At 64.2% G+C, this 14,241-nt stretch carries 11 protein-coding genes and 2 pseudogenes; 1 reads left to right on the forward strand and 12 read right to left on the reverse strand.

The genetic code is table 11. From position 1 onward, the window contains the following. Window positions 1-1,611 (forward strand): formate--tetrahydrofolate ligase (locus Q427_RS02420; RefSeq protein WP_043510656.1); only part of this gene is annotated, 1,611 nt, incomplete at its 5' end. Window positions 1,612-1,879: 268 nt separating this feature from the next. Here Q427_RS02420 and Q427_RS02425 read toward each other — a convergent pair. The 12 genes and pseudogenes from Q427_RS02425 to Q427_RS02480 all read right to left on the reverse strand — a co-directional run. Next, entirely contained in the window at window positions 1,880-3,172 is a 1,293-nt protein-coding gene (locus Q427_RS02425) for an NAD(P)/FAD-dependent oxidoreductase (RefSeq protein WP_043510658.1), read from the reverse strand. A gap of 84 nt (window positions 3,173-3,256) precedes the next feature. Further along, window positions 3,257-4,065 (reverse strand): annotated as a pseudogene (locus Q427_RS02430) (ABC transporter permease subunit). A gap of 30 nt (window positions 4,066-4,095) precedes the next feature. Next, a pseudogene (locus Q427_RS02435) lies at window positions 4,096-5,002 on the reverse strand (ABC transporter permease subunit). 56 nt (window positions 5,003-5,058) lie between these two features. Further along, the gene (gene potA, locus Q427_RS02440) at window positions 5,059-6,135 is read right to left on the reverse strand and encodes a polyamine ABC transporter ATP-binding protein (protein ID WP_197030470.1); all 1,077 of its coding nucleotides are present in this window, start codon (window positions 6,133-6,135) and stop codon (window positions 5,059-5,061) included. Window positions 6,136-6,351: 216 nt separating this feature from the next. After that, window positions 6,352-7,455: a polyamine ABC transporter substrate-binding protein gene (locus tag Q427_RS02445; protein WP_043510672.1), complete on the reverse strand. Its 1,104-nt coding sequence runs from the start codon at window positions 7,453-7,455 to the stop codon at window positions 6,352-6,354. Window positions 7,456-7,510: 55 nt separating this feature from the next. Then, window positions 7,511-8,857: a glutamine synthetase family protein gene (locus Q427_RS02450; RefSeq protein ID WP_043510660.1), complete on the reverse strand. Its 1,347-nt coding sequence runs from the start codon at window positions 8,855-8,857 to the stop codon at window positions 7,511-7,513. Between the two features lie 35 nt (window positions 8,858-8,892). Then, on the reverse strand, window positions 8,893-10,185 hold the full coding sequence (locus Q427_RS02455) for an NAD(P)/FAD-dependent oxidoreductase (protein ID WP_043510661.1): 1,293 nt from the start codon (window positions 10,183-10,185) through the stop codon (window positions 8,893-8,895). Window positions 10,186-10,510: 325 nt separating this feature from the next. Beyond that, window positions 10,511-11,431 (reverse strand): LysR family transcriptional regulator, encoded by a 921-nt coding sequence (locus tag Q427_RS02460; protein ID WP_043510664.1) that lies wholly within the window; start codon window positions 11,429-11,431, stop codon window positions 10,511-10,513. A 10-nt stretch (window positions 11,432-11,441) separates the two neighbouring features. Continuing rightward, complete coding sequence (locus Q427_RS02465) at window positions 11,442-12,191, reverse strand: HesA/MoeB/ThiF family protein (RefSeq protein WP_043510675.1); 750 nt, start codon at window positions 12,189-12,191, stop codon at window positions 11,442-11,444. A 5-nt stretch (window positions 12,192-12,196) separates the two neighbouring features. After that, window positions 12,197-12,697: an Lrp/AsnC ligand binding domain-containing protein gene (locus Q427_RS02470; protein WP_043510665.1), complete on the reverse strand. Its 501-nt coding sequence runs from the start codon at window positions 12,695-12,697 to the stop codon at window positions 12,197-12,199. 186 nt (window positions 12,698-12,883) lie between these two features. Next, window positions 12,884-13,723: a peptide chain release factor N(5)-glutamine methyltransferase gene (prmC, locus tag Q427_RS02475; RefSeq protein WP_043510667.1), complete on the reverse strand. Its 840-nt coding sequence runs from the start codon at window positions 13,721-13,723 to the stop codon at window positions 12,884-12,886. After that, window positions 13,723-14,241 (reverse strand): peptide chain release factor-like protein (locus Q427_RS02480; protein ID WP_043510676.1); only part of this gene is annotated, 519 nt, incomplete at its 5' end. The genes prmC and Q427_RS02480, both read right to left, overlap by 1 nt.

Below are 14,241 nucleotides of genomic sequence, written 5' to 3' on the forward strand. Positions count from 1 at the left end.
GAGGCCGTGGAACCCTACGGGCGCGGTATCGCCAAGCTCGACCCGGTGGCCCTGGCGGCGCTGGCCGAACGCCCCCGGGGACGCTACGTGGTCGTCTCGGCGATCACCCCCACGCCTCCGGGAGAGGGCAAGACCACCACCGCCATCGGCCTGGTACAGGGACTGCAGCGCCTGGGTCACGTCGCCAGCGTGGCTCTGCGGCAACCCTCCATGGGCCCGACCCTGGGCCTCAAGGGCGGAGCCACCGGCAGCGGCTACAGCCAGGTGCTGCCCATGGAGCGCATCAACCTGCACCTGACCGGCGACATCCATGCGGTGAGCGCCGCCCACAACCTGCTGGCGGCCATGATCGACAACCATCTGCATCACCGCCTCGAACCCGAACTAGATCCCCGTACGATCTGCTGGTCGCGGGTCATCGATCTCAACGACCGCGCCCTGCGCCACCTGGTGGTAGGACTCGGCGGCAGCGGCGACGGGGTTCCCCGCCAGACCGGCTTCGAGATCACCGCCGCCTCCGAGGTGATGGCGGTGCTGGCCCTGGCCGACTCCCTGGCTGACCTGCGCCGCCGCCTGGGGCGCTTGATGGTGGGCCAGGACCGCGCGGGCGAGCCGGTGACTGCCGAGCAGATCGGCGCCGCCGGCGCCATGACGGTGCTGCTCAAGGAGGCATTCAAGCCCAACCTGCTGCAGACCCTGGAGCACGCCCCGGCGCTGATCCATGCCGGCCCGTTCGGCAACATCGCCCACGGCAACTCCTCCATCATCGCCGACCGGATCGGCCTGCACGCCAGCGAATTCCTGGTCACCGAGGCGGGCTTCGGTGCCGACATGGGCGCCGAGCGCTTCTTCAACATCAAGTGCCGCACCTCGGGCCTGATGCCGGATGCCGCGGTGCTGGTGGTCACGGTGCGCGCCCTGAAGTACCACAGCGGCCGCCACCCGCTGGTGCCCGGCCAACCGCTTCCAGCCTCCCTGCTGGCGGAGCATCCGGAGGAGGTGCAGCAGGGAGGCGTCAACCTGCTCAAGCAGATCGACAACATCCGCGCCCACGGCATCACCCCGGTGGTGGCGATCAACGCCTTCCCCGGTGACCACGAAAGCGAGTACGCGGCCATTCGCGAGCTGTGCGAGTCGGTAGGGATCAAGGCGGTGGTGGCCACCCATGTGCGCGACGGCGGCGAGGGGGCGCGGGCCCTGGCCGAAGCAGTGGTGGAAGCCGCCGAGGCCGGCGGCGACTTCCACTTCCTCTATCCGGACGAGCTTCCGCTGGCGGCCAAGATCGAATGCATCGCGACCCGCCTCTACGGCGCCGATGGGGTCGACTTCGCTCCCACGGCCCGGAAGCAACTGGAGGCCTGGCAGCGTCAGGGCCATGGCCGGCTGCCGGTGTGCATCGCCAAGACGCATCTCTCGCTCTCCGCCGACCCGAGCCGGCTCGGCGCTCCCACAGGCTGGCGACTGCCGGTGCGCGAGGTACGGCTCTCCGCCGGCGCCGGCTTCGTCTATGCCCTGGCCGGCGATATCCTCACCCTGCCCGGGCTCGGCGCCTCGCCGGCCGCCACCCGGCTCGATATCGACGAGGATGGCGAGACCATCGGGCTCTACTGACCGCGCCCGGAAGTCAACGAGGCTTTCGGCGGTCCACGCATCGCTACCGCCGGTGGTCAGCCAGGCTATCATCGTTGCCACATAACGAGGGGCGCCGGGGACAGGTCGTAGAGGGGGTCCTATGCCAGGGATGGCATCGGTAGCGCCCAGGGAGGGGTTCACAGCGCCCCCTCGTAGACCTGTCGACGGATCAGCCCGAGTGGGATCGCTTATGGCAATAGCTCGTCGGGGGCAGTATCTCGAGCGCAGCAATCAATCAGCGGTGTCGTTAGATGCCGAGCTTGTCGCGGGTGGCGTAGTACCAGGCGCCGAGCGCCGAGAGGGGCACCCGCAGCAGGCGTCCCCCGGGAAAGGGCAGGTGCGGCAGGCCCGCGAAGGCATCGAAGCGCTCTTCCTCCCCCCGCATCACCTCGGCGATCAAGCGACCGGCCAGGTGTGAGCAGGTCACGCCATGGCCGGAATACCCCTGGGCGTAGTAGACATTGCCGTTGAGCCGCCCGAACTGCGGCAGTCGATTCAGGGTCATCAGGAAATTGCCGCTCCAGGCGTAGTCGATTCCGACCTCGGCCAGCGAGGGAAAGGTCTTCAGCATCTTGGGGCGGATCACCGCCGCGATATCCGCCGGGTCCTGGCCGCCGTAGTTGACGCCACCGCCATAGAGCAACCGGCCGTCGGCGGTGAACCGATAGTAGTCGAGCAGGTAGTTGCAATCCTCCACCGCCATATCATTGGGTATCAGCTCGCGGCACAGGGCCACCGGCAACGGTTCGGTGGTGATGATCTGGGTGCCGCAGGGCATCGACCGGTTCTCCAGTTCCGGCAGCACCCCCTGCAGATAGGCGTTCCCGGCCATGACCACCCGCCGGGCAGTGACGCTACCTTTCGGGGTGCGCAGCACTACCGGCTCGCCGTGCCTCACCTCCAGCACCGGGGTCTGCTCGTGGATCACCCCGCCCAGCGCCTCGAAGGCCGCCGCTTCGCCGAGCACCAGGTTGAGCGGATGCAGGTGCCCGCCGGAGTGATCCACCAGCGCCCCCACGTAGCGTTCACTGTTCACCTCCCGCTGCAGCGCCGCCCCCTCCAAAAGCTCCAGCTCATGGTGGCCGTAGCGCTCCCAGAGCGCCTTGTGCTCGATCAGCCCCTGCATCTGTTTTTCGTTGCAGGCGGCGAAGAGATTACCCTCCTTCAGGTCGCACCGGATCGCGTACTGCGCAATACGTTGGCGAATGATGCGATTGCCCTCGAAGGCCATGTCGCCAAGCGCCCTGGCGGTTTCGGAACCGTACTTGGACTCGATTACATCCATGTCGCGGCTATAGCTGTTGACGATCTGTCCACCGTTGCGTCCTGACGCACCAAAGCCGACCCGAGCCGCCTCCAGCACCACCACCTGCATGCCCTGCTCGGCCAGATGCAGCGCCGCGGAAATACCGGTAAAGCCCGCCCCGACCACGCACACGTCACACTCGATGCCACCTGCAAGGGCAGTGCGCTCAGGCGACGGATTCGCCGTCGCCGCGTAGTAGGACGCCACATGCTCGGCATTGGCACTGGTCGACATTACGATACCTCACGTGAATGGATGGATTGAAAGCAGTGAAGAGAGCGGCGCGCGCGGAAGCGCCTCCTTTGTGCAGTGCTTCCCTCATCGGCCGGCTGTCATATCCTGCAGCATCGCCTGCCGCCGCTTCGCCTCATTGCGACGCATGAAATACCAGGCGAGGAAGGTGACCAGCGACACGGACAGGATGATCAACGTGGCCAGCGCATTGATCTTGGGCGAAACGCCCATTCGCACCGAGGAGAACACCACCATGGGCAGGGTCGTGGCGCCGGGACCGGAAACGAAGCTGGCGATCACCAGTCGTCCAACGACAGGGTGAAGGCGAGCAGCCAACCCGCCGCCAGCGCCGGCGAGATCACCGGCAGCGTGATGTGGAAGAACGTCTTCACCGGGCCCGCGCCAAGGTCCATGGCCGCCTCCTCGATGGAGAGGTCCACTTCGCGCAGCCGGGAGGCCACGACCACCGCCACGTAGGCGCTGCAGAAGGTGGTGTGGGCGATCCAGATAGTGACCATGCCACGATCCGCCGGCCAGCCGACCATCTGCGCCATGTGCACGAACAGCAGCAGCAGCGACAACCCGGTGATCACCTCGGGCATGACCAGCGGCGCGGTTACCATGCTGGAGAGCACCGTCTTGCCCCGAAAGCGCGAGAAGCGCGTCATCACGAAGGCAGCCAGCGTACCCAGGCACACCGCCATGGACGCCGAGAAGAAGGCGATACGCAGGCTGGTCCAGACCGCAGCCAGGATCTGCCGGTCACGAAACAGCTCCACGTACCAGCGCCCGGAGAAACCGGCCCATACCGTCACCAGGCGGGACGAGTTGAAGGAGTAGATCACCAGGATGACCATCGGCAGGTAGAGGAAGAGCAGACCGACGATCAGCATCACCGTGGTAAAGGATGGCTTACGCATGGCTCACTCCTCCAGCTCGCGGGACTGATAACGGTGAAAGAGCGCGATGGGTATGATCAGGATCGCCAGCATCACCATTGCCAGGGCTGAGGCCACCGGCCAGTCGCGATTGTGGAAGAACTCCTCCCATAGCACCTTGCCGATCATCACGGTATTGGGCCCACCCAGCAGTTCGGGGATCACGTACTCCCCCACCGCCGGAATGAAGACCAGCATCGAGCCGGCAATGATGCCCCCCTTGGAGAGCGGCAGGGTCACCGTGAAGAAGGTATTCAGCTTGCGTGAACCGAGATCCGACGCGGCCTCGAGCAGTGAGGTATCGAGGCGGGTCAGGTTGGCGTAGAGCGGCAGCACCATGAACGGCAGGTAGGCATAGACGATGCCCAGGATCACCGCGAAATTGGTGTTCAGCATGCGAATCGGCGAGTCGATCCATCCAAGCCACATCAAGGCGTTGTTGATCAAGCGTTATTGCTGAGGATGCCCATCCAGGCATAGACCCGGATCAGGAAGGAGGTCCAGGAGGGCAGCATCACCAGCAGCAGCAGTATCAGCTGCCAGCGCATGGGGCCCGAGCCATGGCGTAGGCCATGGGGTAGCCCAGCAGCAGGCAGAGTACCGTCGCCAGCAGCGCGATTTTCACCGACCCCCAGTAGGCGGCGATATAGAGCGTATCCGTGGTCAGGAAAAGGTAGTTGCTGAAGGTGAGGACGATATTGAGCGTCTCACGGCCATAATCGAAGATCGCGCTGTACGGCGGCACCGAGATGGCCGCCTCCGAAAGACTGATCTTGAGCACGATGCCGAAGGGCAACAGGAAGAATAGCGTCAACCACAGCAGCGGCACGGCGATGACCCAACCACGACGAGGCTTGAACAACCGTCGCAGGCGAACCAGGTTATTGGACATGGAAATCTCCCCATGGGACGGCCTCGTTGCAGCAAGGCGCGTCAGAATTCGCAGTCTCAGTCGTGCAGGATCACGGCACTCAGCTCGTCCCAATGGATATAGACCGGCTCGTCCCACTTCGGCCGGTCGCCGCGGCGCTCGGTATTGGTCATGCTGGCCTTGACCAGATGCCCACCTTCGGTGCGCACGAAGTAGACCGAGAAGCCGCCCAGGTAGGCGATATCCTCGACGGTACCGGCAGCCCAGTTGTAGTCGCCGGTGGGACGCTCACGGGTCAACCAGGTCTTCTCCGGTCGTATCGCCAGCCAAACACGACGCTCGTCGGCCTGGGTGCTGACACCATGGCCGATGCGGACCCGCCGACCCAGGTCCGGGCTGTCGATGATGCAGTGATCGGCCTCATCGACGACGATCTCGCCGGCAAAGAGGTTCACCGTGCCCACGAATTCCGCCACCATGCGGCTCGCCGGGCTCTCGTAGACATCCATGGGGGTGCCCACCTGGGCGATCCAGCCATCCGACATGATCGCCACCCGGTCTGCCATGGTCATGGCCTCCTCCTGGTCGTGGGTCACCATGATGCAGGTGACCCCGACACGCTCCAGGATCTGGACCACTTCCAGCTGCATCTCGGTGCGCAGTTTCTTGTCCAGCGCCCCCATGGGCTCATCGAGCAGCAGCAATTTGGGACGCTTGGCCAGCGAACGGGCCAGGGCCACGCGCTGCCGCTGACCGCCCGACAGCTGGTGAGGCTTGCGCCGGGCAAACGCCTCCATGTGCACCAGCTTGAGCATTTCCGCCACGCGCTGGGTGATCTCATCCTTCTTGAGCCGGTCCTGCTTGAGGCCGAAGGCGATGTTCTGTTCCACGCTCATGTGGGGGAAGAGAGCATAGGACTGGAACATCATGTTGATCGGCCGCTCATAGGGCGGCATGGTCGAAATGTCCTGGCCATCCAGGATGATCTCGCCTTCGCTGGGTTTCTCGAAGCCCGCCAACATGCGTAGCAGGGTTGATTTGCCCGAACCCGAACCGCCGAGCAGGGCGAATATCTCCCCCCGGCGAATGGAGAGGGTGACGTCGTCCACCGCCAGGGCGCCATCGAAGCGCTTGCTGACCCGACGGATTTCCATCAACGCCTCCCCGGGGGCCGGCCGCGGCCTGCCGGAGGCGGCAGTCGTCGACGACGGCTGTCCGGAAGTGAGTGTTTGAGCAGAATCGGATTCGGAAGACACGGGCTCGACAAGAGGAGCCCGGCCCAAGGCGCTCGGCTGGGGTTGCGACATCGCAGCGTCTCCTGGCAGCCAATCGGGAGGGGGGAGCCGGCCCAGTCGGGCCGGCGTGTCGCATCAGATGCCCGATTTCACGCGGTTCCAGGTGCGTGTGCGCACGCGCTGAACGGCGAGGGGCTTCTCTTCCGCCACATAGAGATTATCCATCACATCCTGGTCGGGATAGATCGAGGTGTTGTTGAGAATATCCGGATCGAGGAACTCGTTGGCGGCGATGTTGGGATTGGCATACACCACGTACTCGGTGATCGCGGCGGCCACCTCGGGCTCGAGGATGAAATTGATGAAGGCGTGGGCGTTGTCGGGATTCGGCGCATCGGCAGGTATCGCCATCATGTCGAACCAGAGCGCCGCGCCCTCCTTGGGAATCGTGTAGGCGATGGTGAAGTCGCGCCCGGCTTCCTCGGCGCGGTCCGCGGCCTGGAAGATATCCCCGGAATAGCCGGCCGCCACGCAGATATCGCCGTTGGCCAGGTCCGAGATATAACGCGAGGAGTGGAAGTAGGTAATGTTGTCGCGCACGGCGGCGATCAGGTCCCCCCCCGCCTCCAGGTCCGCCGTCTCCTCCGAGAGCGGGGAGAGCCCCAGGTAGGCCATGGCAGGCGAGAGCATTTCATCGCCCGAGTCGAGCATGGAGATGCCGCAGCCCCCCGCCTTCAGCGCGGAGGTAACCTCAGGATCGAAGATCAGCGCCCAGGAATCGACCGGGGCGTCCTCGCCGAGGATCTCGGTGACCCGCTCGACGTTGTAGCCAATGCCGTTGGTGCCCCACATGTAGGGAACGGAGTGGCGGCTGCCCGGATCGATGGACTCCAGGTCGTCCATCAGCTCGGGATTGAGATTGACCATGTTGGGCAGCTTGTCGTGGTCCAGCTCCCGATAGACACCGGCACTGACCTGTCGCGTCAGGTAATGGTTGGAGGGCACTACCACGTCATACCCGGAACGCCCCGAAAGCATGGCGGCGTCGAGCACTTCGTTGCTGTCGTAGACGTCGTAGATCACCCGGATGCCGGTCTGCTCGGTGAACTTCTCCAGGGTATCCGGCGCGATATAGTCCGACCAGTTGTAGACCCGCACCTCGTTGGCTTGAACCGTCGTGGCCATCAACGTCAGGGAGGCCGCAGCCACGGCCAGGGAAAGCTTGCTTTGTCGGGACATCATGACACCTCTTCGCTGTTGTTTTTCAAATGGTTTCATTGAGTCACTCACCCTTTCAAACACTGAGCAGAAGGAATTCCCTTTCCCAGGAACTGATCACCTGCTTGAAGTTCTCGTTCTCCACCCGCTTTACCGCCACATAGCCGGTCACGAAGCGATGGCCCATGTAGCGCTCCAGCTCTGCACAGTGCTCCATCCGTTCCAGCGCCTGCTCCAGGGTGAAGGGCAGGCGCATGTTGCGCCGCTCGAACGCCCGCCCCTGCACCGGCGCCGACGGGTTCAGCCCCTGCTCCATGCCGAGATAGCCGCAGAGCAGACTCGCGGCAATGGCCAGATAGGCGTTGGCGTCGGCCCCGGGAAGGCGGTTCTCGATGCGCCGGTTCTGTGGCGTGGAGTCGGGGACGCGCAGCCCGCAGGTACGGTTCTCCTCCCCCCATTCGACGTTGACCGGCGCCGAGGTATCCGGCAGGAACCGGCGGAAGGAGTTGACGTTGGGCGCCATCAGCGGCAGCGCCTCGGGGATGAAACGCTGAAGTCCGCCGATATGGTGCAGGAACAGCTGGCTCATGGAGCCATCTTCATTGGCGAAGATGCTGCGCCCGGTGGTGGCGTCGAGCACGCTCTGATGGATGTGCATGGCGCTGCCCGGCTCATTGGTGATGGGCTTGGCCATGAAAGTGGCAGCCACATCATGCTTGAGGGCCGCTTCACGCAACGTTCGCTTGAAGAGGAATATCTGGTCCGCCAGCATCAACGGGTCGCCATGGCGAAAGTTGATCTCCATCTGGGCGGTACCCTCTTCATGGATCAGGGTATCGATATCCAGCCCCTGGGCCTCGCACCAGTCGTACATGTCCTCGAACAGAGGATCGAACTCGTTGGCCGCATCGATGGAGAAGGATTGCCGGCCGGTCTCCTGCCGACCGCTGCGCCCGATCGGCGGCTGAAGCGGCAGGTCGGGATCCTCACAGCGCTTGGTGAGATAGAACTCCATCTCCGGCGCCACCACCGGCTTCCAGCCCTTCTCGGCATAGAGGGCAAGCACGCGCTTGAGCTGATTGCGACAGGAAAGCTCGATGGGGTTGCCCATCTTGTCGTAGCAGTCGTGAATGACCTGGGCCGTGGGCTCAAGCGCCCAGGGCACCGGATAGACCGCCGAGATGTCCGGCTTGCAGATCATGTCGATATCCGCCGGGTCGAGCAGAGAATAGTAGAGCTCATCCTCCACATAGTCGCCGGTTACGGTCTGGAGCAGTACGCTTTCGGGCAAGCGCATACCCTTCTCGGCCATGAACTTGGAAACGGGGGTGATCTTGCCTCGCGCAATCCCGGTAATATCGCTGACCAGGCACTCCACTTCGGTGATGCGCCGTTCCTTGAGCCAGCTCTCTAGATCTTTCATGGAAACCTCATTTCCGCCCCGTTTCGGGCTGATGGTTATAGTCGGTCGCGCAGTTTGTAGAAGGTGGTCGCCAGCACCAGCAGCGGCGTACGCAGCCGGTCGCCGCCGGGGAAGCGCCGATGAGGCATGGCGGCGAAGAGATCGAACCGCTCGCTCTGGCCGGCAATGGTATCGCTCATCAGTTGGCCGGCGAGCCCCGCCAGGGCCATGCCGTGGCCGGAATAGCCCTGAGCGTAGTAGAGGTTATGCCCGATACGGCCGAAATCCGGCGCTCGATTGAGGGTAATGGCCACATCTCCCCCCCAGCGATAGTCGATGGGCACACCCTCCAGAACGGGAAACAGGCGGGCGATCTTGGCGTCCATTCGCTCACGCAAGCCACGCGGTTCACGGCCATCGTAGCTCACCTCCCCGCCATAGATCAGCCGCCGATCGGCAGAGAGCCGATAGTAGTCGAGGACGAAATTGGCATCGGCCAGGGCATCGTTGCACGGCAGCACCGAGGCGGCCTGCGTCTCGCTCAGGGGGGCGGTCGCCACCATGTAGTTGGCGGCTCGCATCATTCGCCCCGACAGCTCCGGCACCAGCCCTCCCAGATAGGCATTGCCGGCGACCACCACGAAGTCGGCGGTGACGCTGCCGCCTTCGGTTTCCACCCGTGCCGTCTGCCCCCGGCGAATGAGGCATGCGGCGCTGCCCTCATGGATCGTCACCCCGGCACGCTGCGCGGCGCGAGCCAGGCCCAGCGTATAATTCAGCGGATGCAGGTGTCCGCCCTCTTCTTCGTAGAGAGCGCCGGGGTAGGCGTCGGTCACCACCCGCTCATGCAGTGCCGAGCCCTCGAGCCAGGTCATGTTCGTGTAATCGTAATCCCGGGCCATGCGCTCCTGAAACGCTTGCAACTCGCGCACATGGCGCGGCTTGACGGCGGCATGCAGAAAGCCCCAGGCCAGATCGCAGGGAATGGCATGACGCTCGACGAGCGCGGCGGTGAGCCGAACCGCTTCACGACTCATCTCCCAGATGGCACGGGCCCGTTCATGACCCAGTGCCTGCTCCACGGTGGCGATGTCAGTGCCCAGGCCCGGCAGGATCTGGCCACCACTGCGCCCCGAGGCGCCGAAGCCCACCGCACTGGCTTCCAGTAGACGCACCGAGTAGCCCCGCTCGGCCAGGTGCAGCGCCGCCGAGCAGCCGGTTACCCCACCACCGATGACGCAGACATCAGCCCGCTGGTCGCCTTCCAGCGGCGGACAGGCGTCCAGGCCTACCGCTACCGTATCGCGGTAATAGGAGGCCGGGATGTCGCGCGTTGTGGCAGTCGCCATGAAACCGGTCCTTGCAATGGTGGGGCCGGGGGCGGCCGGCACACTGGGTGATGATTGGCCCTGGGTTCAAGCCAACCTGTGGCGATGGCCTCGGGTTGAGCCCCATGACGAGCAGGCGGCCATACCATCTAGTCTGGCACCAAACCCGCGGACACTGTCAAGTATTCAATAACAAAAACCATCAACAACGCAATCGTCAACGCCTCCCTGTTTCAACGCACTAATGACGCCTTGCATAGCAAGAAGAGCACTGGACAGCGTTATCACAGGTGCGACAACAGGAGAAGCGTGTCAATAAATCACCATCAAAAAGCCCGACAGGCTCCTAGGCATGGCGACCCACCGATGCCAGAAAGACGTCAAGAACCCGATGTGGACGGCGGTCTCGACGGGTAATCGTGACCAGGGGAATGGGGTAGGTACAGGTCTCGGGAATAAGCGCACGCAAGCGCCCCGCCCCGACCCAGGGTTCGGCCAGGTGGTCGGGCAGGTAACCGATATAGCAACCGGTCAGGATGAGAAAGACCGCGCCCTCGCGGTCGGAGGCCGTTGCGGTTCCCTTCAGCCTGGCATGGGCCAGGCGGGCCGCCTCGGGTAGCGGGTAAGCGGGAAGTACCGCTTCATGCCGGGCCAGGATCGCCTCATCCAGCGACTCGGCCGGCAGAGGAAAGAGTGGATGGCGATCGGCACAGTAAAGCCGCAAGGTTTCATCATAGAGCGGGCGTGCATCGACGCTTGCCGGCAGGTTGACCTCGGGGACGACACCCACATGCAGGCGGGCGTCCAGGACCCCCTGGGCAATACGGTCCGGTGCCTCCATGTGGATGTTGATTCGCACGTCCGGCCCCTGTGCCTTGAGGTCGGCCAGGGCATCGGTCACGTGCATCCGTGGCATGCTGACCAGGTTGTCGGTCAGGCCAATGTTGAGCTCGCCTCGCAAGTTGCGATGCAGGCCGTTGACCTCGGTGCGAAAGGTTTCCAGTGCCGACAGCAGGGTCAGCGTCGCCTCGAATACCTGGCGCCCCTCCTCTGTCAGCGAGAAACCGCCACGTCCCCGCTGACACAGCTTGAGCCCCAGGCGCTTCTCGAGGTCGCTCATGTGCTGGCTGATTGCCGGGCGGCTGATGCCAAGTGCGGACTCTGCAGCGGAGAACCCCCCGCACTCCACCACGGCCTTGAAGACACGAATCAAGCGAATATCGAAGTCACTGACCTGCCCCAGCTTCAGCCCCAAACGGTCGACCATGATCGCATCCTCAGCGCGAGGCGCAGATCGGACAGGCGGGATCCCGCGGCACCTGGAAATGGCGCCACTGGCCGCTCATGCCGTCGAAGGTGGAGAGCCCGCGGTGTGGGGTACCGGCACCGCTGAGCAGCTTGACCGCCTCCAGTGCCTGGAAGCAGCCGATTAGCCCCACCAGGGGGGCGACGACGCCATTTTCGGCACAACGCAGCGCCTCGTCGTCGCCCTCTCCGGGAGGATAGAGACAGGCGTAACAGGGGCTTGCCGGGTCACGGGGATCGAACACCGCCAGTTGCCCGGAGAAGCGGATCGCCGCACCGGATACCAGTGGCTTGCCCGCCTTGCGACTGGCGGCATTGATGGCATAGCGACTGGAGAAGCGGTCGGTACAATCGAGCACCAGATCCACTGCGGCCACGGCATCATCCATGGCTGCCCCCGCCAGATGCTGCGTCACCACCGAGATATCGCAACCGGGATTGAGCGCCAGCGCCGACTCGCGAGCCGATTCGGCCTTGTTGCGCTCGAGGTCGCTCATGCCATGAGCAATCTGGCGCTGCAGGTTGGAGAGTTCAACGCTGTCGGCATCGGCCAGGGTGAGATGCCCCACCCCGGCGGCGGCAAGATAGAGTGCCACCGGAGAGCCCAGGCCACCGGCTCCCACGACAAGAACCCGGGACGACAGCAGCCGCTCCTGGCCCTGGATATCGATCGATTCCAGCATGATCTGGCGGCTGTATCGCAGCAGCTGGTCATCGTCCATTGCCATCACTTGCCTTCCAGCTCCTCGATGTCTGGCACATAGAGCGAGAACTCCTCCTTGACCTCCTCCATCACCACGTAACTCTTGGACTCCTTGACGCCCGGCAGGGTCAATACCACGTCGCCGAGCAGCTGGCGATAGGCTGCCATTTCCGGAATCCGGCACTTGAGGATATAGTCGAACTGACCCGATACCAGGTGGCACTCCTGGATCTGGGGCAGTCTAGCCACGGCACGACGGAACTCATCGAATACCGCCGGGGACTGGGTCTCAAGGCTGATCTCGACGAACACCAGCAGATTGGCCTTGAGGGCCCTGGGATCGAGAACCGCCTTGTAGCCGCGGATGACCCCTGACTTCTCCAGTCGCTTGACGCGCTCCAGGCACGGCGTGGTGGAGAGACCCACCTGGGCGGCAAGGTCGACATAGGAGATGCGGGCATTTTCCTGCAGGCAGCGCAGGATATTGAGATCGATACGGTCGAGCGAGCGGGATTTGGCTTTCATTATCGTATTTGGCAAACCGGATCAGGATGAATGGATGATGTCGCCATGCCGGTGGATCCGACCAGGAATCAGCGGTAATGAAGTGCGCTGGGGGTGCAGAGGCATGGAATCATGACGACAATCGGAAATATTTCCTGAACAGGTGTACCACAGCGCGCACGCCCCTCCAGTGGCGAGCCCTCAACGTTAGCCGGCCATGCGCCCCAGGGTCACTCGCTGCCGGCCCGATATATCATGGCGACTGGCAATGTCGCGGTATCCCGCTGCCTGCAGCAGCTGTCTCACTCGCTCGGCCTGGTCATGGCCGTGCTCCATGGCCAGCCAGCCCCCCGGCAGAAGATGGCGCGGTGCCGATTCGACCAGGCACCGCAGATCGGCCAGCCCATCCTCCCCTGCCACCAGCGCGCTGGCGGGCTCGAAGCGGACGTCGCCGAGCATGAGGTGCGGGTCGCTCTCGGCGATGTAGGGAGGGTTGGCGACGATCACGTCGAAGCATTCGGCGGCGAGGGCCGAGAACCAGTCGCTGGCCAGGAAGCTCGCGTTGGCAATACCCAGCCTATCGGCATTGGCTGTAGCGAGTGCTACCGCCTCCTCTACCCGGTCGATGCCGGTTACCTGCCAGCCGGGCCGTTCACTGGCAAAGGCCAAGGCAATCGCGCCAGTGCCGGTACCCAGGTCCAGAAAATGCCCCCGGGTAGCAAGAGCCAGCTCCAGCGCTACCTCCACCAGGGTCTCGGTATCGGGCCGCGGGATCAGGGTCTGCGGCGAGGTGGTTAGCGCCAGCCCCCAGAACTCGCGCTCACCGATCAGGTAGGCGACGGGGTGGCCCTCGGCCCGGGCTGCTACCAGCGCCTCGAATCGGGCGCGCTCATACACCGGGGCCGCTCTGTCACCCCAGGTATAGAGCCAGGTACGGTCGACGCCCAGCACATGACCCAGCAGTACCTCGGCATCAAGGCGCGGGCTGGCCGAGCCCGCCTGGGCAAGCCGCTCCGTTGCACGGCCCAACAGGCTGTCGATATCCATCAACCCTCCTGCTGCAGGGCCGCAAGTTGCTCGGCCTGATGCTCGTGAATCAACGGCTCGACGACTTCATCGAGCTCGCCGGCCATCACTTCGCCCAGCTTGTAGAGGGTGAGGTTGATACGGTGATCCGTCAGGCGCCCCTGGGGAAAGTTATAGGTGCGGATTCTCTCACTGCGATCCCCCGACCCCACCAGCGAACGGCGCGTATCGGCCTGCTCGCGACGCTGACTGTCCTGGGCGCTCTGCTTGAGCCTGGCGGCCAGCAGCGACATCGCCTTGGCGCGGTTCTTGTGCTGACTACGCTCCTCCTGGCATTCGACCACCACGCCGGTCGGCAGGTGGGTGAGGCGAATGGCCGAATCGGTGGTATTGACGTGCTGCCCCCCGGCTCCGCTGGAGCGGAAGGTGTCCACGCGCAGGTCCGCCGGATTGATCTCCACATCACCCACGGTGTCAGCCTCGGGCATCACGGCCACCGTACAGGCAGAGGTATGGATACGGCCCTGGGATTCCGTGGC

It is taken from the genome of Halomonas sp. BC04 (genome assembly GCF_000568385.1).